Origin of the sequence: Streptomyces sp. NPDC020884, from assembly GCF_044333935.1 — a bacterium.
Lineage (GTDB): Bacteria > Actinomycetota > Actinomycetes > Streptomycetales > Streptomycetaceae > Streptomyces.
On the sequence record NZ_JBIRRY010000010.1, the window covers coordinates 20426 to 45228 of the forward strand.

Annotated in this window: 25 protein-coding genes and 1 pseudogene; 1 reads left to right on the top strand and 25 read right to left on the bottom strand. The window is 69.0% G+C overall.

The features are described 5' to 3' along the window. Positions 1-67: 67 nt before the first annotated feature. From ACH4UK_RS27805 to ACH4UK_RS27895, 19 genes and pseudogenes are all read right to left on the bottom strand, one after another. Positions 68-316 carry a hypothetical protein gene (locus ACH4UK_RS27805; protein WP_331759539.1) on the bottom strand — a complete coding sequence of 83 codons (249 nt, stop codon included), beginning with the start codon at positions 314-316 and terminating at the stop codon, positions 68-70. 101 nt (positions 317-417) lie between these two features. Next, positions 418-951, bottom strand: a complete 534-nt coding sequence (locus ACH4UK_RS27810) for a hypothetical protein (protein ID WP_331759538.1) — start codon at positions 949-951, stop codon at positions 418-420. Between the two features lie 80 nt (positions 952-1031). Next, entirely contained in the window at positions 1032-1652 is a 621-nt protein-coding gene (locus ACH4UK_RS27815) for a hypothetical protein (RefSeq protein WP_331759537.1), read from the bottom strand. Between the two features lie 218 nt (positions 1653-1870). Continuing rightward, positions 1871-3082 (bottom strand): hypothetical protein, encoded by a 1212-nt coding sequence (locus ACH4UK_RS27820; protein WP_398360679.1) that lies wholly within the window; start codon positions 3080-3082, stop codon positions 1871-1873. Between the two features lie 184 nt (positions 3083-3266). Further along, positions 3267-5282: a peptidoglycan DD-metalloendopeptidase family protein gene (locus tag ACH4UK_RS27825; protein ID WP_398360681.1), complete on the bottom strand. Its 2016-nt coding sequence runs from the start codon at positions 5280-5282 to the stop codon at positions 3267-3269. Continuing rightward, a complete protein-coding gene (locus tag ACH4UK_RS27830; RefSeq protein ID WP_398360682.1) occupies positions 5282-5905 on the bottom strand; it encodes a hypothetical protein in 624 nt (207 codons plus the stop codon). Before ACH4UK_RS27830 ends, ACH4UK_RS27825 begins: the two co-directional genes overlap by 1 nt. A gap of 882 nt (positions 5906-6787) precedes the next feature. Beyond that, positions 6788-7466: pseudogene (locus tag ACH4UK_RS27835) on the bottom strand (DUF2637 domain-containing protein); the annotation flags it as partial. A 252-nt stretch (positions 7467-7718) separates the two neighbouring features. Further along, positions 7719-8009 carry a hypothetical protein gene (locus ACH4UK_RS27840; RefSeq protein WP_331759532.1) on the bottom strand — a complete coding sequence of 97 codons (291 nt, stop codon included), beginning with the start codon at positions 8007-8009 and terminating at the stop codon, positions 7719-7721. Positions 8010-8212: 203 nt separating this feature from the next. Further along, positions 8213-8869 (bottom strand): bifunctional DNA primase/polymerase, encoded by a 657-nt coding sequence (locus ACH4UK_RS27845; RefSeq protein WP_398360684.1) that lies wholly within the window; start codon positions 8867-8869, stop codon positions 8213-8215. An 80-nt stretch (positions 8870-8949) separates the two neighbouring features. Then, on the bottom strand, positions 8950-9240 hold the full coding sequence (locus ACH4UK_RS27850) for a hypothetical protein (protein WP_331759529.1): 291 nt from the start codon (positions 9238-9240) through the stop codon (positions 8950-8952). Continuing rightward, positions 9198-10280 (bottom strand): hypothetical protein, encoded by a 1083-nt coding sequence (locus ACH4UK_RS27855; RefSeq protein WP_398360686.1) that lies wholly within the window; start codon positions 10278-10280, stop codon positions 9198-9200. Before ACH4UK_RS27855 ends, ACH4UK_RS27850 begins: the two co-directional genes overlap by 43 nt. A 451-nt stretch (positions 10281-10731) precedes the next feature. After that, a complete protein-coding gene (locus ACH4UK_RS27860) occupies positions 10732-11499 on the bottom strand; it encodes a DUF6884 domain-containing protein (protein ID WP_398360688.1) in 768 nt (255 codons plus the stop codon). A gap of 86 nt (positions 11500-11585) precedes the next feature. Continuing rightward, on the bottom strand, positions 11586-12026 hold the full coding sequence (locus ACH4UK_RS27865) for a DUF6197 family protein (protein ID WP_331759525.1): 441 nt from the start codon (positions 12024-12026) through the stop codon (positions 11586-11588). 127 nt (positions 12027-12153) lie between these two features. After that, complete coding sequence (locus ACH4UK_RS27870; protein ID WP_331759524.1) at positions 12154-12399, bottom strand: hypothetical protein; 246 nt, start codon at positions 12397-12399, stop codon at positions 12154-12156. Positions 12400-12571: 172 nt separating this feature from the next. Beyond that, complete coding sequence (locus ACH4UK_RS27875) at positions 12572-12793, bottom strand: hypothetical protein (RefSeq protein WP_398360690.1); 222 nt, start codon at positions 12791-12793, stop codon at positions 12572-12574. A gap of 348 nt (positions 12794-13141) precedes the next feature. Beyond that, a complete protein-coding gene (locus ACH4UK_RS27880) occupies positions 13142-13504 on the bottom strand; it encodes a hypothetical protein (protein ID WP_331759522.1) in 363 nt (120 codons plus the stop codon). An 83-nt stretch (positions 13505-13587) separates the two neighbouring features. Then, entirely contained in the window at positions 13588-13995 is a 408-nt protein-coding gene (locus tag ACH4UK_RS27885; RefSeq protein ID WP_331759521.1) for a hypothetical protein, read from the bottom strand. A 120-nt stretch (positions 13996-14115) separates the two neighbouring features. After that, positions 14116-15255, bottom strand: a complete 1140-nt coding sequence (locus ACH4UK_RS27890) for a hypothetical protein (protein ID WP_398360692.1) — start codon at positions 15253-15255, stop codon at positions 14116-14118. Positions 15256-15859: 604 nt separating this feature from the next. Then, the gene (locus ACH4UK_RS27895) at positions 15860-17776 is read right to left on the bottom strand and encodes a hypothetical protein (RefSeq protein WP_398360694.1); all 1917 of its coding nucleotides are present in this window, start codon (positions 17774-17776) and stop codon (positions 15860-15862) included. Between the two features lie 410 nt (positions 17777-18186). Here ACH4UK_RS27895 and ACH4UK_RS27900 point away from each other — a divergent pair, with 410 nt between their 5' ends. Then, a complete protein-coding gene (locus ACH4UK_RS27900) occupies positions 18187-19497 on the top strand; it encodes an AAA family ATPase (protein ID WP_398360696.1) in 1311 nt (436 codons plus the stop codon). Between the two features lie 653 nt (positions 19498-20150). On the opposite strand, the gene ACH4UK_RS27905 is transcribed toward ACH4UK_RS27900, so the two are convergent. The 6 genes from ACH4UK_RS27905 to ACH4UK_RS27930 all read right to left on the bottom strand — a co-directional run bounded on the left by ACH4UK_RS27905 (position 20151) and on the right by ACH4UK_RS27930 (position 24341). Beyond that, positions 20151-20819, bottom strand: a complete 669-nt coding sequence (locus ACH4UK_RS27905; protein ID WP_398360698.1) for a hypothetical protein — start codon at positions 20817-20819, stop codon at positions 20151-20153. Between the two features lie 64 nt (positions 20820-20883). Beyond that, positions 20884-21294, bottom strand: coding sequence for a hypothetical protein (locus tag ACH4UK_RS27910; protein WP_398360700.1), 411 nt, complete (start codon positions 21292-21294; stop codon positions 20884-20886). A 243-nt stretch (positions 21295-21537) separates the two neighbouring features. Next, positions 21538-22281 (bottom strand): hypothetical protein, encoded by a 744-nt coding sequence (locus tag ACH4UK_RS27915; RefSeq protein ID WP_398360702.1) that lies wholly within the window; start codon positions 22279-22281, stop codon positions 21538-21540. Between the two features lie 359 nt (positions 22282-22640). Next, on the bottom strand, positions 22641-23108 hold the full coding sequence (locus ACH4UK_RS27920) for a hypothetical protein (RefSeq protein WP_398360703.1): 468 nt from the start codon (positions 23106-23108) through the stop codon (positions 22641-22643). Positions 23109-23294: 186 nt separating this feature from the next. Then, entirely contained in the window at positions 23295-23648 is a 354-nt protein-coding gene (locus tag ACH4UK_RS27925; protein WP_398360705.1) for a hypothetical protein, read from the bottom strand. 438 nt (positions 23649-24086) lie between these two features. Continuing rightward, entirely contained in the window at positions 24087-24341 is a 255-nt protein-coding gene (locus tag ACH4UK_RS27930; protein ID WP_398360707.1) for a hypothetical protein, read from the bottom strand. Positions 24342-24803: the final 462 nt, after the last annotated feature.

The window sequence follows — 24803 nt, forward strand, 5'->3', positions numbered from 1 at the left end:
GCGCCTACCGTCCAGCCGGCGGGGAGAGAGAAGCGGACCCGATTTCGCCGAGCGGCGTGTAGGTACTTCAGGGCCGCCCGGTGAGCCGCTGGCGCTTGGCCTGGAGGGTACGCAGCAAGGCGGTACGGGCAGCTGCGGGCCGGGTGAGGGTGAGAAGAACGAACAGCGTGTAGGTGCCCAGCCGGTTGTCGACCCACCGGTTCACGGCCTGGGGTGTGCACTGGACATCGACCCACGCTCCCAGCCTGTACCAGGGGCGTACGCGTCCAAGGACGTAGCCCAAGAGGGCTCCGACGGTGAGTGCGGCAACGGTCATCGGTGTCTCCCTCGTGGTGGCGGTCGGCAGGTCGCGGCCGCTGCTGGACCGGGCCCCGCCTGGGGCCCGGCGGCTACGTCTTCTCACGGGCGTTGGGCGCGTCAGGGTGCGGTCAGCACGTAGATGTGGGTCTGGATGCTGCTGTTCCCCACCGCGTAGCGCGCATAGATGCGGCCAGCAGCGCGCTGGTAGCTGATCTGTGCTGTGCGATACCGCGCCAGGGTGCCGAGCAGCGCAGCGCGCACCTCGCGGCTTGTGAGTGACGGGCGCGAGTCACGGAAGACCCCGGACTCGTTTCCCAGGAAGGACTGCAGCGTGTTCAGCCTGGTGATGTGAAGCGTCGCCCCAGCCGCCGGGCGCAGCTCCAGTGAGGCCAGGGTGGACCTGTCGGCGCAGGCGGTTCCAGGAAGGGGCTGGTGGACGCTTGGGGCGGTGGGGCAGTGGTGCCAGTCGTTGCTGCTGGAAAGGGTCGACCGGATGTCTTCGTCGGTGTGTGTGGTGGGCCCCTGGCCTGGGGCGTTCCACCGGTCGGGCTGCCGATCCCCTCGTATCCAGCGCTCGCCGCCGCTCGTGTAGATCGTGTCCCCGTTGCTGAATCGGTAGGGGACGGTGGAGAAGCTGGCGGCGTTGGTCACGGGAAGCTCCGAGCGTGCGCGGTGTGGGGTGCGCACTCTGCCGCCTGCCGGGCGGCGGAGCGACCGGCGGCGAATCGGGTTCAGATCAGGCCCAGCGTCGGCAGGGGAAAACGCGCTCCGCTGTCGACGAACACGTCGTGCGTGGCGTCTTTCCACCCCCACCCGCGAAGCGTCGCTTCGTATTCGGGCAGGGCCTGCACCCGGATGTGCGTGCGGCGGCCGGTGAACCGGCAGATCTTGGCCTCGGGGTCGAGGACCACCACGCGGGGGCCGTTCGAGTAGACGAGCTCGTCGCCCTGCTGCACCTGCCCCAGGAGAGCCTGCCCTGCGTACCACCGGGCGAAGTCGTAGTGCTCGAACCGCTTTACCCGCCGGTGCCATGCCTTTGCCGCTGTCGGTGAGGAGTCAATCCGGTCGTGGAGCGCGTGCATCTCGCGGTAGTTCCGCAGGTACTCCGCGCGGCGTGCGGCCGGGGCCCCGGGCGCGGAAAGGAGTTCCGTCACTTCGAGCCGCAGCCCCTGATAGGGCGCACGGTTCTGCGACACCAAGGCGACACTGACGCCGAAGGGCGTGGCGAGCTCCATCTCCACACGGCCCGGGAGCCGATGCGGCCCGTACACGGCCCGGCCAGTCCACTTCGAATCTTCGACGGGCAGAACTTTCTGAAGCCTCGGGTCATGCAGGTGCTCCAGCAGGTCCACGTTCGTGTCCTCTCCACTTGGCCGGGGCCGGTGTCCGCCGAGGCCCCACGGCCTCGCTCGGTGGCATAGGACCACCACTCCGGGCACTGCGATGAGCGGTGGCGACTTCCGGAGGCCGGACGCACGCGGCGTCCGGCGTCTTCCACCGCCCTTGATGGACAGCCGGAAGGGTGCCATGAAGCAGCACTGGTGTCGGCTTACGTGCACGCCACCAGTGCTCAGCCGGCCCCAGGGCCGACGGCTCCATCAGTGCCGGGCCCATCTGCGTATTGCGTGGCATGGGACTCGCTCGGGTTGTCGACCCATGCCACAACGCGGCGGGCACGCTCACGCCAGGATCTGCCGCCGTATTCGCCTGCGCAAGCCGCGCACATGATGCGGCGGCCGCCCATTTCGAACATCTCGCGGGGATTCTCAGACAGACACCGCGGACAGCAGCCCTCGGTCCAGGCCGGAGGATGGCGTGGTTCCATTGCCCAGGCGGTGATGATGATGTGTCCGCAGTACGCGCATTCGATGCCGACGAGTGCGTTCCGGTTGCAGCGAGGGCAGTGGGCGCCCGCAGGGGCCTCCGCTTCGGTGTCGGCACGCTCGGACGAAAGCCTCAGCTCCGCCGTCGGAAGCAGCGACACGGCCTCCGCAGGCTCTGTTTCCGGGGCCATCTCGCCCCCGGGGGCGTAGCCGCCTTCGGCCTCCCACTCCGTGACCGGGTCACCGGTCGTGGCGACCATGTCGAACAGGCCCTCGGACGCGGACTGCGGCGAGAGCACCTCGACAGCCGCGTTCTCTCGCGCGGTAGCCACGAAGGCGTACGTGTGCTTCCCTCCGTGAACGAGCGGCAGGCATATGGCCTCATCCCTCCGCGCGCGCCGGCCGTTGACCGTGGCCACCACCACTGCGGAGGTCTGGCCACGGCCGCCGTTCCATGCCCCGGACCGCACGCGGTTCGCCCACACCTGACCGGTGAAGCAGGTTTCGTTCACGGTCCAGGCCAGCATCACCCCCGGGTCGTAGCCGCGCGGGTCGAAGCTCTCGAAGGTCTGCGGGGCCCCCGTCCACATGCTCCGGTGCTGCTTACTCCACTGCGGCGCGCGCGCCGCGCGCTCGGCCACCTCACCGGCCAGCTCCCGCGCACGCTGGACAAGGCCGTCCTGCGCTTCCTGGTGAGCTCCGTCCGGGATGGTGGGCAGCGTGTACACCAGGTGGCCATCCAGGGACGCGATCCGCATCCGGGTAGCGTCGACGCTCATGCGCACGTCCTCGCTGTCGATCGCGCGGATGGCACGGTGTGTGTTCTGCGCGACGCTTGCCGGTGCGGTGCCCGGATCCTCAGCGGTGCCGACGACGGTCGAAGCCGCAGCGACCGAACTCTCGGCGGCCAGGTAAGCCGCGGCCCGCTTCGCGGTGGAGGTCTGGGCGGCACTCTGCATGTTCGGACTCCCGGATGGTCGACGGCCGGCGGCTGGGAGCGCACTGTGCACGGGGGATCGCGCTGCGAGTGCCGGGCCGCGAAAGGCAGGCCGAGGTGAGGCACGATGTGGCTCCGCCGGCGGGCAGGCTGAGGCTGCTGCATCCCTGCGGCAGGGATCGGCCCTCGCCGTGGGGGCTCGCCCGTCAGTGAGCCTCGCTCGTACCGCCGTTGGGGCCGACCGCCGTGGTGGCCGAGGGGACCTCAACACGGTAGAAGCCGATCAGCGGGTCCTTCTGCCCGGACCACGTTCCGAACTTCACCGGAGCCTTGCTGTTCGCAGCGTGGATGACCTTCTTCGTGGACGGGTCCCAGACCATGGCGACGTGGACGGGATTGGACTTGGACCCGTAGAAGACGAGATCGCCTGCCTGCACCTGGTCGGCGGGAACCTTGTGCTTGGACAGCTTCGGGAGCTGGGCGGTGGTGTCGCCTCCGATGTTGAGCTTGCCGCCGGAGGCTTGGTAGTAGGCCCACTGGGTGAACGAGCTGCAGTCGAAGTCGGCGGGATGGTCGCCCTGGAGCCGACGAGCGCCGTACAGGTAGGGCTTTCCGAGTCCGGTCTGTGCCCAGGCGAGGGCCGCGCGGACGACCTCGGAGTCGGCCGCGGGGAGAGGGCCTGTGGCACCAGCGCCGTCGGGTATGACGATCGCGCCGCCGGTGTCGGTCGCGCACACCTGGGCTTGCTGCTGCGCCTGGGCGTACTGCTCGTTGCCGTAGGTGGGGTCGGCTGTCGTCTTGCCGCTCATCCAGTCCTTCGGGTCGATCGGGCCGGGGCCGTTGTTCTGTCCCGGCCGGTGCGGATCCCGGACGCCGGGCTTTCGGACTTCCCAGTGCAGGTGCGGGCCGGTGACGTTGCCCGTGGCGCCGACGTCGCCGATGTGCGTGCCGCGTTTGACCTGCTGTCCGGCCGTGACGCTGATGCTGGACTGGTGGGCGTAGAACGTGACGATGCCGCCCGCGTGTTCGATCTTGGTGAGGTTGCCGTACGCGCCGCCGTTCGCTGCGGAGATGACCTTGCCCGCGGCAGGGGCGTAGATCCGGGTTCCGGTCGGCCCGGCGAGGTCAATGCCGGTGTGACCTGCCGACCACCTCCCGCCGCTCTGTCCGAACTGCGCGGTGAAGGTGTAGGTGCCCTTCTTCATGGGCCACTGCCAGCCGGCTGCGGTGGGGCCGGCGGCCGTGCCAGCGGGAGGCGGGGTCGAGGTCTGCGTTACGGGTGCGTTGGATCCGGCGGACACCTGCCCGTGCGGTGGTGTCGACCAGGGCTTGGCTGCCGCGGACTTGATCTGTGCGGCGTTGGTGACCTTGGCGTTGAAATCGTTGACCGGTTCAGGGATTCCGGCCGCCTTGCCCAGCACAGGGAAGGAAGGATTCTTCTTGATGGTGTCGGCAAGGTGCTGCTGCCAGCTCTTGATCATGGCGGTGTCGGAGGAAAAGACACCCCGGTAGCGGGCCGACTGCGTAGTCACGACTCTCATGTACGTGGTGTTGGACACCGTGGAACCGGAGTACCGGCGCAGAGCGTTCCAGGAATCGCTCTCGGCCTTGAGCGCGTGGAGGTAGTTCGCGGCGGCGAAGGCCGCGTCCTCGACGCTGTAGCGGTCCTTCTTCTTGTCCCCGTTGCCGTCGTCTCCGTAGCCCTGCCACGCCGGATCGCCGAACTGCAGGATGCCCTTGTAGCCGAAGCCGTTGTCGCCTCCGGGTGCGGCGGAAGGGTGCTGTCCGTAGCGGGTCTCCTGATACATCTGGCCGGCTATCAGGGTCCAGTCGAGTCCCGGGTAGCGGGCGGCCGCGCGGATCGCCGCGAGGAGCATCCGCGGGGGTATCTCCGCCCGCGCCGTGTCGGAGGGAAGGTAGATTCCCTCGCCGGGCATGATCGGACTGTACGCGCCGCCGCCGGGCACTCCGGTCGCGTCCTGTTGTGCTGAGGCGTCGTCCAGGCAGGCAGCCTCGGCGGATTTCGCGCCCAAAATCCCGACGATCGCGCCAAAGGCGGTGATGAAAGCGACCGCGACGGCGCAGAGGGCTGCGATCCCGGCCAGCAGCACCTTCTTCCAGTGCCCACCTCCGCCTTGCCTTCTGACTGCGCGTGCTGCGGCCCGGCGGGCGGCGGCTGCCGCGAGTTTGCGCGCGGCGAGCGCCGCGATGGGCGCGGGCATCAGCTGCTCTCCGTGGTACCGGCGTCACCGACGCCGGCGAGCTGCAGGCCGGAGATCTTCCACTCGCCGCTGGTGAAGGTGGCTGTGATCTGGAAGTTGGTGCTCTGGCTGGTCTGCTTGTCCTGGTGGAGACGGACAGTGGTGGAGGCCAGGGTGGTCACCGACCGGCCGGCGCCGTCGACGGGCGCGTTGCTGAGCACGGTGTCCCGCCTCAGGTCTGCGGTCGCGGTGGAGGAGCAGTTCGTCTGGACGCACTGCGCCCACGCACGACCGGTCGGCAGGGTGGTCTGGTCGGTGATGGCCGGGGACCCGTCGGTAAGTGCGCGGGTCCGGGCCGTCCACTGAGCGGTGTCGGTCCGGTAGGTGTAGGACCCGAGAGCAGTCAGGTACTTCCGCATCACGGCGTGAGCGTCGGCGAGTTCCTCAGGCTCGATGACCGTGGGAACGGAGTCGAGCGGGGGGCTGGCCGTGGTGCTTTCGATCGCGGTGTCCGGCGTGCTGGCCGTGGCGGCCTGGTCCTTCTTCTGGTCGGGGCTGCTGCGGCTGAGCGACACGGCCAGGCCGATGAGGACGGCCAGGCCGACCAGTGTCGCGGCGATCACGATGGCGCGGCGGCGTTCCACGGATATCTCCTCCAAAAGTCACGGGCGTTGTTGCTGGTGACCGTAGGAAGAGATCCGGACAGGGCCGGGGGCACGCCGTGGGCGGAGAAGCGCATCTGGTCGAGCGTGTCGCAGACGAGATGCCGCTCCGTCGTCTGCGAGCTGGCGGGTGGGCGTCACTCACTCGGTTGCTTGGCGCGTGTGCCACCACGCGGCGTGATCGTTCTGCCGGCAGGTGGTGCAACGGCCGTCCCGCTCGGTGGTCCTTCCGCAGGAGCAGTCGCTGATCGGTCGGATGTCGATGGGCAGTTCCTCGCCGCGCAGTGCAGCAAGGCACGCTGTGCAGAGGCCAGCGGGGAGGCTCGTGCCGGTGGCCAGACGTAGAGGTTCGTCGGGAACGACAGCGAGGCGGCCGCAGGAGGTAGACAGCAGCAGGCCCGGATCGGGTGCTCCTTGGGACGCGGGGGCAGGGAGGATGTGGCGGTATCGCGGGTCGGCGTCAGCGTGGGGGCTGGGCGGATTGGGGGAGACGGGCTGCACGGTGGCTCTCTTCGGTCAGGGGGTGTGCGGAGGCGTCGTTGGCCGGCCCGGAGGTTCCGGGCTCGTGCGGGTGCTGCTGGAGGCGCTCTGTGGTTGCGCGCTCCTTCCGGAGCGCAGTGACGTAGATCCGCACGGTGTTCTCCGTGAGGCCGAGGACGGGGGCCATCTGCTGGGCCACCTTCCGGGCGGACAGCGCGGCGTCGGCGGGGGAGAGGGATTCGTACGCGGCTTTCACTGCGGTGCGTCCGTCCGCGGGGGCGCTCGACTCGGCCCTTGGAGGCTTTGGAGGAGCAGGTGTGGCCGGCGCCGGGTCCGGGGCGGGGTCAGGAGTTGCAGGGGGAAGGGCCGTCGGCGGTTCGGGCTGTACGGGCACGCCGAACTTCGCCAGGCGCAAGGGCAGAAGAACCGCGGCTGGCGCCGTACGTCGCCAGGCGGGACCGTACTGCGTTGCCAGCTTCGTCTCGTAGACCAGGCGGTCACGCTCCAGTGTGATGACGTGGTCGTAGGACCGGAGCTCCCATAGCTTCATCCTCCGCCAGAGCCGGAAAGTGGGCACGGGAGAGAGCAGCCAGCGGCTCAGCCGCACGCCTTCCATGTGCTTGTCGGCGGTGATGTCCGCGACCCGGCCCACCGCATGCCGGGCAGCTTCGACTGTCACGACGAACAGCACCGGGATCACGGCGTGCATCGCGATACCCAGCGGGTCCGGCCAGGAGGCCGCTCCGTTGAACGCGATGGTCGCGGCCGTCAGCAGCCACGCCGTCTGCCGCAGCAGCGGGAACGGGATCCGCATGTGGCTGAGCAGGAGGTCCAAGGAGAGGAGCACCACGATGCCCGAGTCGATCCCGAGGGGGAAGAGATGAGCGAAGGCGCCGAACCCTTTGTCCACGGCGAGGTCCTGGACTGCCGAGTAGGACCCGATGAAGCCGATGAGGGCGATGGCCAACCCGCCGCAGGCGATCACGGCGACGAGAAGAGTGTGGGCGCGCGGGACGCTGATCCGGGGGGCCCTGGTGTCTTCGTCCGGCGTAGGGGTGGTCATGGGGCGCACCGTAGAGAAGGGAGCGGACACCCGCCGGTTCGGGGCAAGGTCGGGGCCGGTGACCTGACGGAACGAGCCCTCCGGGTTCAGGCGGTCTCGGAGGCCCGGCACCTGGTCGGCTTGATGGCGAAGGCTATCGCCGCGACCCCCGCCGCGGCGATGAGCGCCATGGCCACAAGGGCGGTGAAGCTCATGAGCTACTCCTCGCAGGGCCCGCCCGCTCCAGTCGCGGGCGGGCCAGTCCGTACGGCGTCAGGCAGCCAGGGGAGCCTCGGAAGGATCTGCCGCAGGCAGGGGCTCGAACTCAACCGAAGGACGCAGCAGATACCAGCGGTGGTCGTCGAGGACGATCTTGTATATGCCCAGGAGGGCGTTCACCACGACGAGGCGTGCGCCCGGGGCGTTGTGCAACGCCTGCCATGCAGTATCGGAATGTGCGGGCGCGCCGGTGTACTCGTTGTCGAGGCTGTAGAAGCGGACGTCGGTGAGACGCTCGCGAAGCCGCGCCAGGAGAACCTCGTCGTCGAGGGGGATCGTGCACATACGTCGTCTTCTCTCGTTGGTTGGGGCGGAGGGGCCCGCCGGACCCAGGCGGTCTTGGCGATGCCCGGGGAACGTATGTCGGAGGTGGGCCGGGTGCGGCAGGCGCGCGAATCCGCGTGCGGAGACGCCGGCCCGCGCCTGGTGCCTGCGCGTTGGCCGTGGCCGCGTGGACAGGGGCACCTTGGCTCGGGTGGCTGTGGCCCTCAGCCGAACGGGAGCGGGGCTTGACGTATCTGACGTTCGGCGAGGCTTCCTGGGCACCCCTCCGACAGAGCTCGGGCCGGTATCCGCCGGGCTATGAAGTCGGGCCAGTCGGCGACGGGCCCGTCGTGGACCAGTTGAAAGACGCCTTGCCCGGTGACGCTGGGCGCTAGGGCGACGAACGCCCCTGCTGACCGGATACCGACATGCCAGCCGAGCGGGCTGTCGACCCCCGTGCTGGTACGCGGACAACGGCTCTGCGGGTGTGTGAAGTAGAGCTGGCGTCCTCCCCCGGGGGTGAGGACGGTGAGCGTCTCAGAAGGGAATGGGGCGCCGGCGGTGTCGGCCAGTTCAGCCAGGACGTCCGCGCCATCGGTGATCCCAGGCGAGCGGAAGCGCGTCGGTGGGCGCTCTCCCGGTAGAGAGGGGAACAGGTCGAGAACGACCAGACCGGACGGACACACGGCGACGCCTACGTTGTACGAGCCGTGGTCCCAGGCGGCATTGACCCGGCCGGGATCCGAGGTTGCCCGGCTCTGCCAGTCCTGAACAGCAGGGGCAGTCGTGCCGGGGCGGAGGGGGAACACCCGCCATCCTCGGGCGGCAGCCGCAAGAGCCGTGGCTCTGAGTTTATCTCGGTGGGGCGCATCGGTACGCATGGGGCTTCCTGGCTCGGGCGGTGCGGCCCGGGCCCGGGCCGCGGCCGCTGTGTCTGGTCGCCGCCCGGGGCACGGGCGGGCTAGCTGGTGGGGGACTTGGGCTGTTCCTGCGGCATCACACTGCGCACGGAGTCGACCAGCGCGCGGCCCAGCCACCGGGCCGTACGCCGGAAGGCGTCGGGGAAGAAGTACAGGAGCGCACCAAGGGACCCGGCGAAGCACACGAGCGAGAGGTTCGCCTGCACCCAAGCGCCCGCGATCATCACGGCACTGACAGCCGTGCACAGGCTCTGGAAGGCCAGCATCGTCGCAGTGGGGAATGCAAAGCTCAGGAGGACGAGCGCGAGGAGGAAGCCGAGCTTCGAGCGCATGTTGATCGCCTTTCATCCATGTGGTCCCCGGCGGTACCCGGGCGGTGTTCGTGTGTCTGCCGCAGCGCCCAGGCGAAGTCCGGGTCGGTGGCGAACACTTCAAGTGCGTGCTTGGCCTTGAGGTGCGCGGCGACGGCCCAGCTCTTGATCTCGCGGACCTCGTGGGGCTGGTTGCTGTCGCCGACCTGCACCCGGAGATAACCAGTGGCTGACACAACTCGGCGAAGATCCGCGAAAAGGGATTCGGAGTGCGCTCGTTCCAGCCTGGCGAGGAGATCGGCGAGTTCCTGAAGGTCAGATGTCGTGCCGAACGGGCGGCGAATGGTCTCAATATCATCTGCTATATCCGCTATGTGAATGCGGAGCGTTTCACGCCACGGCTGAGGCTCGGGCCTGGTCCGGCCGGCCGGCCAGAGAACGCCGACCTCCTTCATCTCCTGCGAGCTGACGAACAACGGGTCCGTGCCCCTGTCGGCCTGGGCAAGGGAAATGACCAGTCCTCCGCTGTCCAGGCGCGTCACCCCCCGTACTTCACAGGGCTCCTGCCACGCCCGGGGGTACAGTCCTCCGTCCTCGGCTCTGCCGTAGACCGGCGTGCGGATGAGGTCGAAGGCGGTGAGGTCGTCCCAGTCGGCACGCTCCCACCCGTCCGGAACGACCGTTCGGGCCAGCTTCTGCCGGCTGCGTCGTTCCGCTGCTTCGCAGTCCAGGTCAGCCCGCCAGACGAGCGCGCCTGCTGCGGCCTTGCGGGTGGAGTACTCCTGTCCCGACGAACCGTCAGTGCGGGTGTACGTCCACGTCCGCCCCCCTCGGAAAGGACGCTGGACCGTTCCAAGGAGGCCGCCACCGTCAACGGACACCAGGTAGACAACGCCACCCGTCGCCGTCGGCACGGGCCCGCTGATCCAGGCGCGGGCCTCGTCTCGAGTCGTTCGGAGCGCCTCGCGCTTGTGGAAGTCGGCCCGGGCTCTGGCCGCGTCTCGCTCGCTGCGGACTCGCTTGAGCTCTCGCATCCGGGCTGCCACCTGGATCAGGGCCATGCGGCTGGGCTCTCCCCGAGCGACGTGCGGGCCCTCTCCCGAGTCCAGCAGGTGCGCCCGGTACCAGCGGTCAAGAGCGGTCGTGGCTTCTGCCAGCGCGTCATCGTCCAGGTCGGACGCCGGAGCCGGTGAGGCGGGGATGGCGGGGATGGCTGCCTGGGCGGTAGGCATGTCGGTCCTCTTCAAAGGGATCGGCGGGGGCTTCCGGGGCCGGATCGGCAGGGCGCTGGCGCTCGGTGCTGGAGCCGAAGGGAACCGCGGCGAGCAGCCACACGCGGCGTGGCGGCGAATCGGGACCGGAGAGGCCCTCTTGAGGGAGCTCTGTCCCGTGGAGGCGTGCCTTGGTCTGCGGACAGCGGGGCGATGCCGGGTGACAGTCGCGGCAGCACGGACACGGGCCAGGCCGGGGGGCGCCGGGGCCCTCCACCTCGGCCTGTGGCCTCTTTCGTCGTCACCGCCGGAGGGCTCGGGCGGCGTAGTCCAGAGCTGAGGCATACGGGTTGTCGGACTCGGCGATGCGGGTCAGCCGCTGGAGTTGAATCCCGATGGCCGCGCCAGCGAGTGGACGGCGCGCGTGAGGCCAGATGGCCGCTGCCGCATCGGCATAGTGCCGCCCGGCCAGCGCGATCACGTCTTGTGCGTGGAGCACGACCGGCCCCATGGCCGCCACCTGCGTCCGATGCTTGGCATGGTCGACCTTGCGCGGGTTCAAGCGGTCGTCGTACGGGCGGATCAACGTTTCGGGTGTGATCAGCCCGTACCTGGCACTGACCACGAGAATGGTCGACCCGGGGATGGCACGGGCGGCGGCAAGGCACTTCTCGAAGTACGGCCCGCAGTAGAGCTTGGCAGCGGGAAGTCCCTTACTGCCGGCGGGCAGCCGCCGCTTCTTGGAACTGCAGGGGATGACCACGACGACAGGGCCACCCGCCCTTCGCGCCAGGTCGTCCGGGGCTTCTCCGGGCCCAAGCAGGGAGCTGGCTCCTGGCGGGAGAACAGAGGTGGCGCCTTCGCCGAGGGGAGGGGATATGGCGTGTGAAGAACCCTGCTCGGTGTGCCGGCCGGCTCCGCTTCCAGGACAATTCTTGGCGGCCCTGCGCGTAGGCGGATGATCGATGAGGACGCCATCTTCCGTGGGGCGACGCAGGCCACAGCTTGGACAGCGCATGGTGGCGTACTCCTCCGAATCGGAGCCGTGATCGCGGGTGTTGGCGTTCATGCTCAGGCTCTCTCCTGTGCGGTTCGGGACGTCGGCATGAGGTGAGGAGCAGCGGCGTGCGTCCCGGAGGGACGGTCCGTGCGGTTTCAGAAGAGCCGGTGTGCACTGTCGGCCAGCTCGGCGGCCTCGCGCAGCGCGGCGGCTGCCTCCGCGGCGGTACGCCCGGGCTTCAGGCTCCACAGGTGGACCGCCAGACGGCGGTGCTGTTGGGGGTCCGCACCGGCGGGGGTGAGGAGCGGGGTTCCGTTGAGCGCGTCCGCGAGGACTTGGTAGGCCTCTTCGAGGACCGACGCAATGGCGCTCATGTCATAGGTGCGGTCCCCGGCCATACGTCCCCGGCCTGCGGCGACATCCACTGCACCACCGACGGAGCACCGCTTGTTCACTGGGCGGCCCGGGCCGCTGAAGAGGCTGTAGCGGCTCTGGTAGAGGCCGACGCGCTCGATGTGCGCGGCGGCCCACTCCAGCAGTCCGCCGGGGGTCGTGGGGATTATGGCGCTGTCGGGGGAGTAGCGGACGTGGTTCACGCCGGGGTCTCTCCTGCTCTGACGTGGTGGTTCTGGGCAGGCCCGGGAACGGTCGGTGTTCTGCCGATCTGGGCGGCCGGTGGCCGGAAGCGTCTCGGTACGCCTCGGCCACCGGCGGGTGAAGGTTTCAGCGCTCCGTGGCCTGGCCGAACCCGGACTCCATGGCGTTGAGGACGTCCTCCGCCACGTCCTTCTTGGTCTCGTGCTCCGCCCACACCTCGTCGATCTCACGGCCGTGAAAGTCGGCAGCATCCGGCTTCTCCTCGGCAGACTCAGCCACGTCCAGCACCGCTTCCAGAGCCTCCTTCGCCTGCGCCAGGGTGAGGCTGGAGAGGCGGGCCCGGATCTGCTGGCGCCGCTGGGTGGTGTCCATGTGAGCTCCCCTTGGGTGTCTCAGGTGGTCGATCGGTGCGGCAGAACTTAGGTGGGGAGGCCCGGAATCGGAGCGGCGTGGCGAATCCTCCGCCCTGGCTGCTCGGAACTCGCGTAGCCCGGCGTTGCTGAGCGGGCCGAAGCCGCAGGACAGCTAGGCGCCCTGCGGCGGTTCAGAAGAAGTCGTAGCGGCAGAAGCAGTCACCGCCGGAGGTGACGTAGCGCCGCTCATCCGCGCTGCGGAAGCGTTTGTGCAGCGGCCCGCCCTCGTCGGTGGTTGCCGTCATGCTCTGCACCAGCTCGTCGACGGTGACCTCACGCCCGCTCGTCGTTCGGATGGAGACGTTGGTGGAGCGGAGAAAGTGCTCCCAGTCGGGGAAGGTGGTGATGCCCAAGGAGCTATGGGCTCGGAACAGGAATCGCCGGCCCGGGGAGGCCTGCCCCACGTGCAGGCCTCCCCTGCTGGGGCTACCGCCGGGGAAGGGGCCAGAGACGACGAAGTTGACGGTCATGCTTCTCCTGGATGGAGCAGGTCGAGGCGGCGGGCGACGGCGTACCCGAAGGCGCTGCGGCGAGCCGCAGGAGCGAACGGCGCTCGGCGCGCTTGGCTGGGGAGTGTCCCGCACGCTCTGGACAGCTGCGGCGCCGGCGGAGGACTCCGCTCACAGGACGCGCGCCACCCACCCCAGGGGAAGTGGCCAACAGCTGGGCCGTGATGCCCGGCTGACGTAGGTCCCTGTCGCTCACCGCAGTTCCCAGCGGGGCCGCCACAGGCAGATGAGGAACGTGTACGCGGTGTCGTTGGCACGAAGCAGGGTCGCTGCTCCACAGTGGCGGTGCCCGGCGAGGAACTCGCCCACGGTGAGGGCCGTGTGCATGTCATCCACCGGGAACTGGCCGGGTGCGGACACGTAGGGCTCTCCCTGGATCTCGGGCCAGCGGAATCCGTCGAGGACTTCGGCGCGGCTCCAGTCGCGGTGCCCCTGGGCTGGTGCGGCCCTCACCTTGAGTAGATCGGCGTTCGGGAACAGCTCCTTCAGCGGCCCCAGTACGGCGGTGGTGCGGGGCTGGCCTGGCCGGTCGAGGTGGCTGAAGTCGCGTTCCATAGGTGTGTGGCTCCTGCTGCTTTGTGGGCGGTATGAGAGGTGTACGGCCTGGGGGGCGTTCCTGGTGTTGCTGAGGCGGCGGGTCAGTAGAGATGGACCGGAAGCCGGTAGGGCAGGTCGTGCCCGGCGGTCAGTCCTCCGTGGAGCTGTGTGAGCTGCTCGAGGATGGGGTGCACCTCGTCGCGGAGCTCGACAGGGATCGTCAGCTTTCCCGTCGGCTCCCAGTTGGTGTGCAGGTCGTCGGCGCTGAACCTGATGGGCCACGGTTGCTGCCGGGTCACCTCGTGCCGTCCCGCTCGCACGATGAGGAAGTCCGACCACACTCCGGTGGCACGGATCTGCTTGATGCACGGGCGCAGAAGCTCTTCCAGTTCCGCCAGCAGAAGCTGAGTGAGCCGCTCGGTCACGGCCCGCTGGGTCTCCCACAGGGTCTGCTGGTCGGTCATCGCGCTGATGCTGACAACCGGTGCGATCGGGGTGCTGGTGGTCATGGCGTCCACTCCTCGTGACGGGGTCTGGTGGCTACGAGGAGCACGGTGCGGCACCAGAGGCGTGACACCGGCGTTCCGGCGAATCCGTCCGGGCGGTACCGATCGGCCAACGTTCCTGGGTCACACGGCGGCGTGCTCGGCCTTCGGACGGCGGCCGCGCAGGCCCCTCCGGCGCAAGGGGTCATGCCGCTGGGGGTCGACGGGGACGACCATGGTGATCGGGTCGGAGTCCTCTGGCAGGAGGTGGTAGTTCACCCAGTGCGGGAGTACGAACCGGGTGATCTCCTTGGTCCTCCTCGGCCCGGTCCAGTAGCGGTGGAAGTGGCCCGCCCGTTGGTGCGGGGCGCGCTGGACACCGGTGGGTGCACCTCCCCCGTCGAGAACGCGTCCGGCCGCCCGGCGGGCCGCGTGGAGACGCGGGCCGAGGCGCCATCCGACTTCGACGAAGAACGGATCCCGGTCCTTCCGGAGCTGGGGACGGCGCTTCTTGCGGGTCGGGGAAACGACCGGGGCTTCCACGACGTCCCGGTTGTCGCAGCACAGGTACACAAGGATGCTGAGGGCAGGAGCAAGCAGGGCCTCGAACAGCGCCAGGACCGACTGCGCCTTCGGGGCGCGTGCCCAGCGGGCTTCCGCTCGCGCTGAGGCGAAGCCGACAGCCTGCTTCAGGGTGAACTGATTTAGCCCGGTGGGAACTTGGAGGCGTATGTACATCTGGTGACGTACTTCTCCAGTACTGTCGTCGAGCAGGTCGATGACGAAGAGCAGGCCGAGGCCCTCAATGTCTTCGTCGGTGTAGGTCTGCCGCTCGGGCAGCTGGTTGTACCCGTGGACGAAGAAGCCCCGCACCAGCCCGTCCGACTCCTGATAGCGGACCGGCCACGGGTCCGGGAGGACGACCAACGGGTTGATGTACGGCAGGTGATCGAAGATGTTGCCCGGCAGTTCCGTGTACGTGGACCGGTACAGCTCGGCGGCCAGGGAGTCGTTCACGTCGAACGTCACCCGCCCTCGCCGGGCCCACATCCGGTAGATGCCAACGTGAGAAGCCTCGTCGATCAGATCGGCCTGGTCTGTCACGGTGAGCTGAGGCGGAACATGGCGGGGAGGGGTGACCGCCCGGCCGCCGGAGAGCTGGTCGAGAACTGGAGCGATCCACAGGTGGTTCGCACGAAGGTCGTCCTCACGGGCCTTCAGCTCCTGGACGAAGACTTCGTTGATGTCGTGGGTGCGCAGCGCCCGTGTATGAGGATTCGGCATAGCTCCACCTGGTCGTGTGGCGGGGAGGTGCACGAACTCGCTGGGATGCGGTTCGTGGCCGAAAGCTACGAAGCCTGCGGTAGATGGTCATGCGGTCGCGAAAGCCGAGCTTGGCGACGTGCGAGCCGCAGCGGTCCGCCTGACTCGGTCTGGACAGGCCAGTGCGAGCTGCAGCTGTCCCTCCACTGCCGTCATCCAGTGGCCTCGTCGCGGCGCTTGACGGCCGCTCCGAGGACCACGAACGACATAGGTACTGCGGGGGAGCCCGATCCACACGCCGACTTCACGCGCCCAGCCTGTGAGCGCCAGCGCGCCAACGCCGTACACGATGAAGCTGAGGTGCCCGGCGTTCAGGATGTGCGTGCCCGGCCCACGCAGGAGTCAGCTGCGGCGCCGTGGGTGCGAGGCAGGGGTGGGAAGAAGGTCCGGGTCACTGGGTGAGGTCACGGTGGGTTACTCCTGTGCTCTGTGTGGGCATTGCGTCCACCGGCCGCGGCGCAGGGCGTTCTTGGCGGACAGCCGCGGTCCGCGCCGGCTGACGCGGCGGGCGCGAACTGCTTAGGACCGAGGGGGCCGCGCGCGGCCCCCTCGGTCGGGTGATCGGTCAGGCGTTGGTCAGTGCGCGGGCGAGCGCACGGCCCACGATGGGCCCGAAGTTCGTGGGGTCGCTGAGGTACTCGACGTGAGCGCCCTTGGGGGCCCAGCCACGGTCCTTGACGCTCAGCCACAGCAGCAGCACACCCGCGCGCGTGAGATGGTCGGCTGCCCGCTGCACATCCGGCTGGTTGGGCAGGTCCCCATCAGTGATGACCACCGCGACACGCGCTCCGGACTTGCCCGTCAGGTTCAACGCGCCGTCGAGCGCGTAGAGGGACTGGCCGCAGCCGTCGGAGCCGCCACCCATGTTCGGCACGGGAACGGAGAGGGGCCGCTTGCCCGGCTTGATCAGCGCCGTGGCCACAGCCGAAGGATTCATCCCGTTCCAGGCGACGGAGGCGACGGTGCCCGCCAGTCGCGGGGACGCCACGGCATGGGCGAGGGCCCAGCCGGTTGACGCGACCGGCTCGATCCAGGGGCCCATCGAGCCCGAAACGTCCAGGCTGATTCCTACCGTGAGAGGCGGATTCTCTTCCTGGCGGCGGGAGGTGCGCTGCCACGGCAGGGCTGATACCTCCGTGTGAGCCCTGATCTGTGCCTCGCGGCGCACGACCTCCCGCATCACCATCCGGCCGGGCGGGGCGCTGACAGCGCGTGTCGTGCGGTTCACATCCCGGTACTGCGCCTTCGACAGGGCGTTGAGCAGCGCGCGGGCCTGCCGCTGCTGGCGCTGGTCGGGCTTGACCTGCTGAACCTTGATCTGCTGGAACCCGACGCCGCCACCGGTGAACACGCGCTGAGCAGCCTTCTGCGCAGCCTGGCGGCCGCTGTAGTCGCGCTGCGCCGGGAGGATAACGGCGATCTTCGCGTGCGCCGATGCCACAGCAGCGCGAACGATCTGGTCGACAACTCGCTCGGCCACCGACGGGGTGCCCTGCTGGTCGCCATCGTCGTCTCCGTCGGCGCTGCCGCCACGGCCGTTTTGGACCTGGGAGGGGTCGCCCCAGGTGACCGCGCCGCACGGCATCATGACGGTGATCGGGTCGGTGTCGTCCTGCCCGTCCTCGGCATCGCCCGAGCCTCCCTGGCCGTTGCTTCCCGACGGGGAGCCGGGGCCCTGCCCGCCCTGGGCCGCCCCGCCCTGGGCCTGACCGCTGCCGCCCTGTTCGCCGTTCTGCTGGTCGTCGTCCGCGTCGTCCTGTGCGAGACGCGCAACTCGTGCTCCCAAGGCGAGAAGCCCGTCCTGGTCGTCGTCGTCCAGCTCGAACAGCTCATGGAAGATGCCGTTCAGCTCGCCCATCACAGCGTCACCGAGGACTTCCGTCACCTGATTGGTGACCGGCTGCACCTCATCGTCGTCCAGCACCCCCCCGGCCACACGGCCCAGGATCAGCACCGCCTGGTGCACAGCGCCCGGCACCGACTTGTCATCGTGCCCACCGCTGACACCGGTCAGAAGAACGTGGCGGGTGGAAGCCCGCAGCCACGCCCGGTCGCCCGGCCGGTCCTGAATCAGCCGGTGCTCGATGCGGGGCTCTTCCAGAATCGTGGCCCAGCGCACGGCCGACGCGTTGTGCTGCCGGGTGGGAGCGAACTTGGTGTGCTTGGCGTGCGCGGCCTCGTGGCAGATGGCACCGGCGAACGCCGGGTGCGCGCAGCGGTCGGCCCATGCGTTCGGGTCGATCAGCGCCGGGTTCGGCTGCCCCTCCAGGAGCTGGTCCGGGGCGAAGCGCCCTTCGGCCAGCGCCGGGTAGAACTCCGCGTAGGTGCTCTCCGGAGCGCCAGGGTGAACGACCGCGATCACGTCGTCACGTTCCGAGACGGCTGAGAGCCAGTCCCCGGTACGAGCCGACAGGGCGAGCCATGCCGGGTGCGTCACGTCGTCCCAGGGAGTCGTCGCGGGCGCTTTGGTGCGGGCGGTCATCGCGGGGGCCTTTCGGTCGGCGGTTCGTTACGCCCTGATTGGGCCACCGCCGACGGCCTCCGAACGACTCGCCGCGAATCCAGGAACGTGAAGGCGGAAGCGGCCTTGTGGCACCTGGGAAGCGGCGCGGACAGCGCCGCCGCACTCTCGAAGAAGCACTCCGGCCGGCTGCCGTCAGCCCCGGCACGGAAGGGTGGAGCGTGCCTGAAAGGCACGGCGTGCTTCACAGCGCGGTGAGCTGGTCAGAGCTGCCTGAATCCTCTCGGACGACCGGCCGTTGACGGGGTCTCACTGCACACCCGAATGGCCCCAACTTGCGTCGGACAGCCCGAAGTTGGGTGATTGCCGGAGTTCTCATAAGTTCAGGGCATCGCAAGAACCCCTCCCGAACGAGACACCCGGAGTTCCCCATGTTCCTCATCGGCTTCAAGGTCCAGGACCCGTCCAGCACGGAGCAGAAGACGTACGTTGCCGTTGCCACCTCGACGGGCTACTGCCACACGGCGAGCCAGGGGGCCAGGCGGCCGGTCTACCGGCGCGCCAACAGCATCGGGGAGACCGGCACCACGAACGTCACTGACCTGACGAAGGCCCCTTGGAGTGCGCTCCAGTCGAAGTGGAACGAGAAGACCAACAAGAAGAGCTACACACACGTCTTGATCCAGCCCATCGTGATCGACGACTCCGGCCTGTCGGAAGAGGACTCGAAGGACTCCCGGAAGACGATCGAGTACTTCGAGGTGGAGGCTGGCAACCCGTCCGGGGCCCACGTCCGTGCTGATGAGCCGCGCAAGATCGGGCAGATGTTCGTGAAGAAGCAACTTTCCCAGGGGGCACAGACCGCCCGAGTCGCCCCCCGTGCTCAGGCCGCTGACAAGCGCGATGCCATGATCACGGGTGAGCGGGAGTACTACCGGCCCAACGGCCAGGTCTACCGGCCTCGTGACCTGGGTGGCCACCACGACGTGGCAACGCTCAAGCACCTGCGCACAGCCAAGATCCCCGCCCGTCTGTACGGTCTGCCCGGTACCGGTAAGACCGCCCTGGCTGAGGCCGCCTTCGGCCGGGACCTGATCACGGTCAACGGGCACGGCGACATGACCGTCTCCCACTTCGTGGGCTCCTACCTTCCGCAGAACGACGGCACGTTCAAGTGGTCCGACGGCCCGCTGACCCGGGCGATGAAGGAGGGGCGTCCCCTGTTCGTCGACGAGATCACCCGTATCCCGTCCGAGGTTCTGGCCGTGCTGTACTCGGTTCTCGACGGGCGCGGGACGCTCAGCCTCGACGACAAGCCGGACGCGCCCGTAGTGCAGGCCGCGCAGGGCTTCTACGCGCTGTGCGGGTACAACCCCGAGGGCATCGGCGTGCGGCAGCTCGATGACGCCCTGGTGAGCCGCTTCGCCGTCCCTGTGGAGGTCACCACCGACCTGGACGCGGCCAAGGCGCTCGGCGTTCCGCAGAAGTTCATTAAGGTCGCGGAGAACCTGCGCACGAAGGACGCCGAGGACCGCAAGGAGGGCGGGGCGGGCGTGTGGGTTCCTCAGATGCGCGAGCTGCTGCTGGCCTCGAAGGTCGCCCAGACGGCGGGCGTGATGTTCGCAGCGTCGGTGATCGTGGGCCAGTGCCCCCGCCAGGAGGACGTCGCTACCGTGACCGACGTCGCCTCGAAGATCTTCGGTGCAACCGTGAAGCCGCTGACCCTGGGGGGTCAGGTCTGAGCGGGGAACCAACCGGCTGGTGCGGGTCTCTACCGGGGACCCGCACCAGCCGGTTGGTTCCCCGCCGGCGCCGGACAGCTCCACGTACATGCCATACGCCAACGTGTTGAAATCCCGCCCGCGCGGGCACCCGCACAGCAAGGCACCAACCTGGAGCCAGAGGTACGTGGTGGGCTGCCGTAACCGAGGGTCCCGTCCGCGTCCGCTGGAGCCGCCTGGGGAGCCACACCCATCGTCTTCCGCCGGAGTTCGGAATCCGCCGGGCCTCGTGGCCCGTGGCGGTGGCGCACTCGGCGTTCGATGCATGGGGGGGACCTGCCGAACCGCTGGGTGTCGACGCTGATGTCGAAGGGCACCGGGCGTGGCTGCGGAAGCGGCCGTTTCGCTACTTGCTGCGGGCGGCGAGCGACAGAATGGGAGCAGGTCACCTAGGGTTCGGCGCGACGTGTTCAGAGTGTGCGCGGCAGTGGTTCTGTTGCCGTCATGTGCCAGGTAGACGACCTTGACCGCGCCGGTTCGGACGCTCGGCTACGCGGACATGCCGTCGGCGGATTCCTCCTTGCCGCGAGCGCCCCGAGTCGGGTGATCCGTCGTCGGCGGTCATTCTTGCCGGAGTCCTCGTGGTGCTGCCGCCGGGGCCGTCTACGCGTCCATCAGGGGCCGGCTGCGATCCGCGCGGCGTGCTCCCGGTCACGGCCCGAGTCCCAAGCGGTGTCTCCGTCGACGATGTGCCCGCCGCTGGCGAGGATCTCAGCGGAGATCTGTTCGCGCAGGTGCTTCTCGATGGCGGGCCAGTAGTGGGCGAGGACCTCGGCGGCGCCGTTCTGCGAGAGCACGGGGCCGGGCGCGGTGTAGGTCAGCGCTGTGATGTGCGTGGGAACGCTGTCAGCGTCCCTGATCGGCTCCGTCCGGGTGCCGCCGTCCGCCTCTGCCGGCTGGCCTTCGGTGACGGACAGCTCCCTTGCCCCTGCGGCGGGGGTCCTGGCGGCGAGCCATGCGCGCGCGGCTTCCTCGTAACCGAGGTGGGCAACCAGCCGGGTGAAGAGGTCGGGGTAGACCGTTCTCCCTTCTTGGCGGATCTGCTGGGCCAGCTCCTCGGCGTTGCTTGCCGGGAGAGGGAGGTGAGGCTGGTCGCACTGGTAGGGAACGATCTCGATGGTGAGATCACCCCCTTGGGCACGGTGGACACGCTCCAGGGCGTGAGCGAACCCGCGGGCGGCCCACTCGTCATCGAACGGGCCGACCCGGATGGCGTCTGGTTGCCGGGACGTTGTGATGGTGAGGCTGTGAGAGCCGCTCTGAGCGGCTGGTGCCTGGGACACGGTGAGGTTTCCTTACTTGCTTGAGAGGTCGGCGAGTTGGGCGGATGGTATCGCTGATGGGTCCTCACCCCCTGTTCGGATCAGCCTGTCCCACAGCCGCTGTCACCGCGTCCAGGTCGACGACCGTCAGTCCTGTAGCGGGGTCATCGACCCAGAGCGTCGGCCAGAGGTCCCGCGCGTCCGGGGTGATGTGCACACACCAAGACTCCAGTTCTGCGCGAGCGTCGTGGTCTAGCCAGGCCCGCCATGCACCGGCAGGTCCAGCGTCGGGCAGCCACACCCGTCCGGGGGCCGTCCGAGACGTACCCTCATGCGCGTCGACCCAGAAGCTCACTTCAACGTGGCGTGCGGTGGGGTGATCCGCGCGGACCCGTGCGGCGAGCAGGCCCAGACAGGCCAGCGTCAGGTGTGTTCGCGCGTGGTTGAGCCGGGCGCTCTCCCGGTCGACCTTGGCGAGCAGGGCATCCGTGTCCATGGTGTTCTGCCTCTTTCGTTGCTGAGATCAGGCTGTCCGCGAGCGGGATCGAGCGCCGCGCCGCCTGCAGGGACAGCCGGCTGGGGGGGCCTGCTCGGTGTCGGGATCGACGCCACCGGCAACGAGCCGGAGATGGAGCGGGTGGCGGCGGTGCAGACCGTGCCGGGGCCGAAGGTGACCGTCACCGTGAGGGCTGACCATGCGGACTGCCGGGCCCCGTGAACCGGGGCCCGGCACCTAGGGTCACTTCCGAAGCGCGGGGGCGTTCTTGACGTTGCGGATGTAGGTCCGGCGAAGGGTGTCCCCGAGCGGACCGTTGATCCGCCGCTTCTGAAGGTTGTACGGGTAGACGCGAACCTCGGCACCGAAGAGGTCGGCGAGCCGCGCGACTCGGTCGAGCAGCACAACCTCGTTGCCCTCATCGTGGTAAGAGCCCGGGTGGCAGACGAGGTAGGCCCACTCGCGGCCCTCGCCGAAGGGCCATCCGCCCTCGAAGCGCAGTTCACCCTCAGGCTGGAATCCCCACGCCTTCTCGAAGTTCTCCCAGTAGGTCTCAAGGGCTTCCAGCGGGTGGCCCGCGTACGGCTCACGGTGGATGACCGCGTCAGGCTCGTCCATCATCGAGGTGATGCCCTGAACGCTGTTGCCGACTCCGCAGCCGTCGAATGCCTCGACCGGAGCGGTCACCGTCCAGACCTCTTCCTCCGTCCAGACGCCGCCGTCCCGGCCCGGGCGCTGCGCGGGGCCTATGCCCCCAACGACGATTGTCTCCGTGCCATCGCCGTTGTCGCGGATGAAGGCGGAGTTGCTGACGCTCTCGTTGTTGAGCGCTCCGAAGCCGGGGCCGGGGGTCCAGGTCGGCGCGTCAGCGAAAGCGTCCTTGGGGAAGAGAAGCGCGACGCCGACCGTCCCACGGTCCATGCGGTCCTTCGACGTCCAGGTCTGGTAGATCTTGCGCTCGATCTGACGACGAAGGCTGCGCTTCATGGTGTCCGCTCCTGACCGTTGGGGTGAGTGCCGGTGTGGCTTGGTGAGGAGGAAGTTACGAGCCGCAGGGTCCGAAGCCGAGCAGACGCGAATCCGCCGTCCCGGCAGCAGCCCGGGACGCCCATCTGCGGATGGTCCAAGGGCTGTGCTGGGGGTGAAACACCAGGTCATCACCCACCACGGGGAAGGGTGAGCGGTTCTACGACAGCGGACAGCTCCGCCTCATGTCCACTGCGATCGCCGGGCCCACCGGCTGGTGAATGGCCCGTGCACGATCGGCTGTGGCCCGCGATGAAGATGCGCACCGCTTGGTCAGGACCGGTCTTCGGGCCACGCGCACCAGCAAGATCGACCTCACGTCACCGGTACAGGCGGCTCCCGAAGACGAATCGGGCCGCGTACGGCACACCAGCGTCAGGGTGCTTGTCGGTGACGTGACGGGACGCCTGTGTCCGTGCCTCTTCGGGTGTGCGGGCGATGCCGTGGCCGATGCACGAGAACGACATTCGCGTGCGCTCGTACCCCTCTGACACCACGGGGACGTCGAAGACGTAGACGCCACACTCCCAACCGTGGGGGTGGGAGCGGCTGAACCGGTGCCGGTAGGCCACCGCCACCGGGCCGGGAGCGCCGGGCTGGACGAGGAGCGCACTGATGACGTGCCCAAGGGCCGGATCGAGGACATGTGGGGTGACCAGCCGCCACGTCAGGTCGAGGTCCGGCCACTCCTGCGGCGCCAACGCGCGCTCGACGACCAAGGGCGCTACCGGGGGGAAGTCGGGCCAGTCAGCGGGCGCTCCGGCGGGACGGCGGACTGTATCGGGCATGGGCTTCTCCGAACGATCGGGCGAGCAGGGGTTGTTGATCGCGGCGCACGCTATGCCTCCCTCCGCGGGGTGTCTTGCCGTCGCGAAACACCCTCACGGTGTCAGCCGGCTGGTCACGCGCCGGCGCCCCTGGCCGGTCCGCTCCGCACCGGCCGCGGCAGGCAGAGGTGCTCCACACGGTCACTGTCAGTCGACGAGGTCGACGGTGAGATCCGCTCCCTCCTCAGGCCGCAGGAGTTCCGCGAGCGTGCCCAGGGCCGTGGACAGCGTCTGGTCCTCGATGTCGACGTAGTCAACCGTGCCGTGCGCCCCGTGCAGCTCCACGTTCTCCGTGCGGTAGTCCGCATGCCCCATCCCGAGCCGGGAGTCGCGTGCCTCGATCACGGCGTAGGAGACAGCCCGGCCCCCGGTCGCCGCGAACAGGCGAGTGCGCCGGGCGACCAGCTGGCGCAGAGCGGCCTCCTCCACCTCTGCTACCGCTTCCCGGAGGTCGGCCAGCAGCACCGGCTCGACTCTGCCCAGCAGGTCCCGAAGCGCCACCCCACGGGCCAGCCGGGTGACAGCTCGGGTGCAGCACCGCTCACTCCAGCACGCGCACTGACGACATTCGGGGCAGTCCTCAGCTCGCTCGCAACCACACCGACACTCGCTGGGCCTGCACCGGGCAGCATGCTCAGCTGGCTCGATGGGCGGCGCCACGGTGAAAACGCGGGTCAGCTCTGTGACGTCTCTGTCTTCCGCGACCAGCTCCGCGGCACGGGCTTCACCGCTGGTGCGGAGCATCGAGATGAGCTGATTGCAGGCTTCCCTGCGGACCACGAAGGCATACGCCTCGACCTGGTCGCCCACGAGAAGCGGGATACTTCCGGACTGCCCGGTTTCCTTGGGGGTGCTCACGGTTTCCTCCAGTGGGCGAAGCTGTGTCGTTGGACTGCGTGGTGTGGCCGGTACGGACGTGCCGGGCGGAGCAGCTCGCGGTCAGCTGTCGGTGGCGGGAGTGGTGGCGGGGTTGTTCTGGCAGAGGTCCATCGCGTCGCCGGGCGTCTCAGTGCTGCCGGCCCACCCGACGCGCCGGCCCTGGGTGGTCGTGCTGAATCCGTAGCAGTGCAGCCCGTCGTGCGTGGCGTGAGAGGGAGTCCAGTCGTGGGCGGCGTGGTCGCGGGTGCTGTCCCCAGGGCACTGAGCGGGAAAGCGGCCGCACGGGAGGTCGGGAACATAGACGGTGAGACTCATGCGGAGGCAGCGCTCCTATCGGTCGGGGGCGGCGGTCGGTACTTCGCCACGGAAGGTAGGCGAGTGCGTGCACGTTTCTGCAGGTCCAGCGAATTTGCCGGGCTCCCCTCGTCGTCACAGGAGAGGCTTCCCGGTGGGAAACGGCCACGAGGTCTGTGAGGGTCTGTGAGAGGCCTCCTGTTCGTCCGGACAGAAGTCGGGGCAGGCTCGGAGCCGTACTGAGGCGCCCTTCGCCCCCGTCCCGAGGTTGGGGCGGGGTACTCGTGTGATGAGGGTGATACGGGGCGGTGGCCCGCGCGGCTGCGGTACGCCGGGGCCTGGGCAGCCCATCCGGTGACCTCGGCGACCGTCGGTCGGACCGATGGGCACCTCGGCAGATCCCGCCCACGACGTGAGGCCCTGGGGCAGAGCACTGTGCTCCACCCCAGGGCCCCGCTGCCGAGCTGGATGGCGTGTGCCCGG

What these genes read in the sequence shown, in the direction of transcription:
- ACH4UK_RS27880 (WP_331759522.1), bottom strand. Translation starts at nt 13,504, where the DNA reads ATGGAACGCGACTTCAGCCACCTCGACCGGCCAGGCCAGCCCCGCACC.
- ACH4UK_RS27845 (WP_398360684.1), bottom strand. Translation starts at nt 8,869, where the DNA reads ATGCGTACCGATGCGCCCCACCGAGATAAACTCAGAGCCACGGCTCTT.
- ACH4UK_RS27895 (WP_398360694.1), bottom strand. Translation starts at nt 17,776, where the DNA reads ATGACCGCCCGCACCAAAGCGCCCGCGACGACTCCCTGGGACGACGTG.
- ACH4UK_RS27825 (WP_398360681.1), bottom strand. Translation starts at nt 5,282, where the DNA reads ATGCCCGCGCCCATCGCGGCGCTCGCCGCGCGCAAACTCGCGGCAGCC.
- ACH4UK_RS27910 (WP_398360700.1), bottom strand. Translation starts at nt 21,294, where the DNA reads ATGGACACGGATGCCCTGCTCGCCAAGGTCGACCGGGAGAGCGCCCGG.
- ACH4UK_RS27890 (WP_398360692.1), bottom strand. Translation starts at nt 15,255, where the DNA reads ATGCCGAATCCTCATACACGGGCGCTGCGCACCCACGACATCAACGAA.
- ACH4UK_RS27900 (WP_398360696.1), top strand. Translation starts at nt 18,187, where the DNA reads ATGTTCCTCATCGGCTTCAAGGTCCAGGACCCGTCCAGCACGGAGCAG.
- ACH4UK_RS27920 (WP_398360703.1), bottom strand. Translation starts at nt 23,108, where the DNA reads ATGCCCGATACAGTCCGCCGTCCCGCCGGAGCGCCCGCTGACTGGCCC.
- ACH4UK_RS27850 (WP_331759529.1), bottom strand. Translation starts at nt 9,240, where the DNA reads ATGCGCTCGAAGCTCGGCTTCCTCCTCGCGCTCGTCCTCCTGAGCTTT.
- ACH4UK_RS27870 (WP_331759524.1), bottom strand. Translation starts at nt 12,399, where the DNA reads ATGGACACCACCCAGCGGCGCCAGCAGATCCGGGCCCGCCTCTCCAGC.
- ACH4UK_RS27855 (WP_398360686.1), bottom strand. Translation starts at nt 10,280, where the DNA reads ATGGCCCTGATCCAGGTGGCAGCCCGGATGCGAGAGCTCAAGCGAGTC.
- ACH4UK_RS27930 (WP_398360707.1), bottom strand. Translation starts at nt 24,341, where the DNA reads ATGAGTCTCACCGTCTATGTTCCCGACCTCCCGTGCGGCCGCTTTCCC.
- ACH4UK_RS27915 (WP_398360702.1), bottom strand. Translation starts at nt 22,281, where the DNA reads ATGAAGCGCAGCCTTCGTCGTCAGATCGAGCGCAAGATCTACCAGACC.
- ACH4UK_RS27820 (WP_398360679.1), bottom strand. Translation starts at nt 3,082, where the DNA reads ATGCAGAGTGCCGCCCAGACCTCCACCGCGAAGCGGGCCGCGGCTTAC.
- ACH4UK_RS27860 (WP_398360688.1), bottom strand. Translation starts at nt 11,499, where the DNA reads ATGAACGCCAACACCCGCGATCACGGCTCCGATTCGGAGGAGTACGCC.
- ACH4UK_RS27840 (WP_331759532.1), bottom strand. Translation starts at nt 8,009, where the DNA reads ATGTGCACGATCCCCCTCGACGACGAGGTTCTCCTGGCGCGGCTTCGC.
- ACH4UK_RS27805 (WP_331759539.1), bottom strand. Translation starts at nt 316, where the DNA reads ATGACCGTTGCCGCACTCACCGTCGGAGCCCTCTTGGGCTACGTCCTT.
- ACH4UK_RS27885 (WP_331759521.1), bottom strand. Translation starts at nt 13,995, where the DNA reads ATGACCACCAGCACCCCGATCGCACCGGTTGTCAGCATCAGCGCGATG.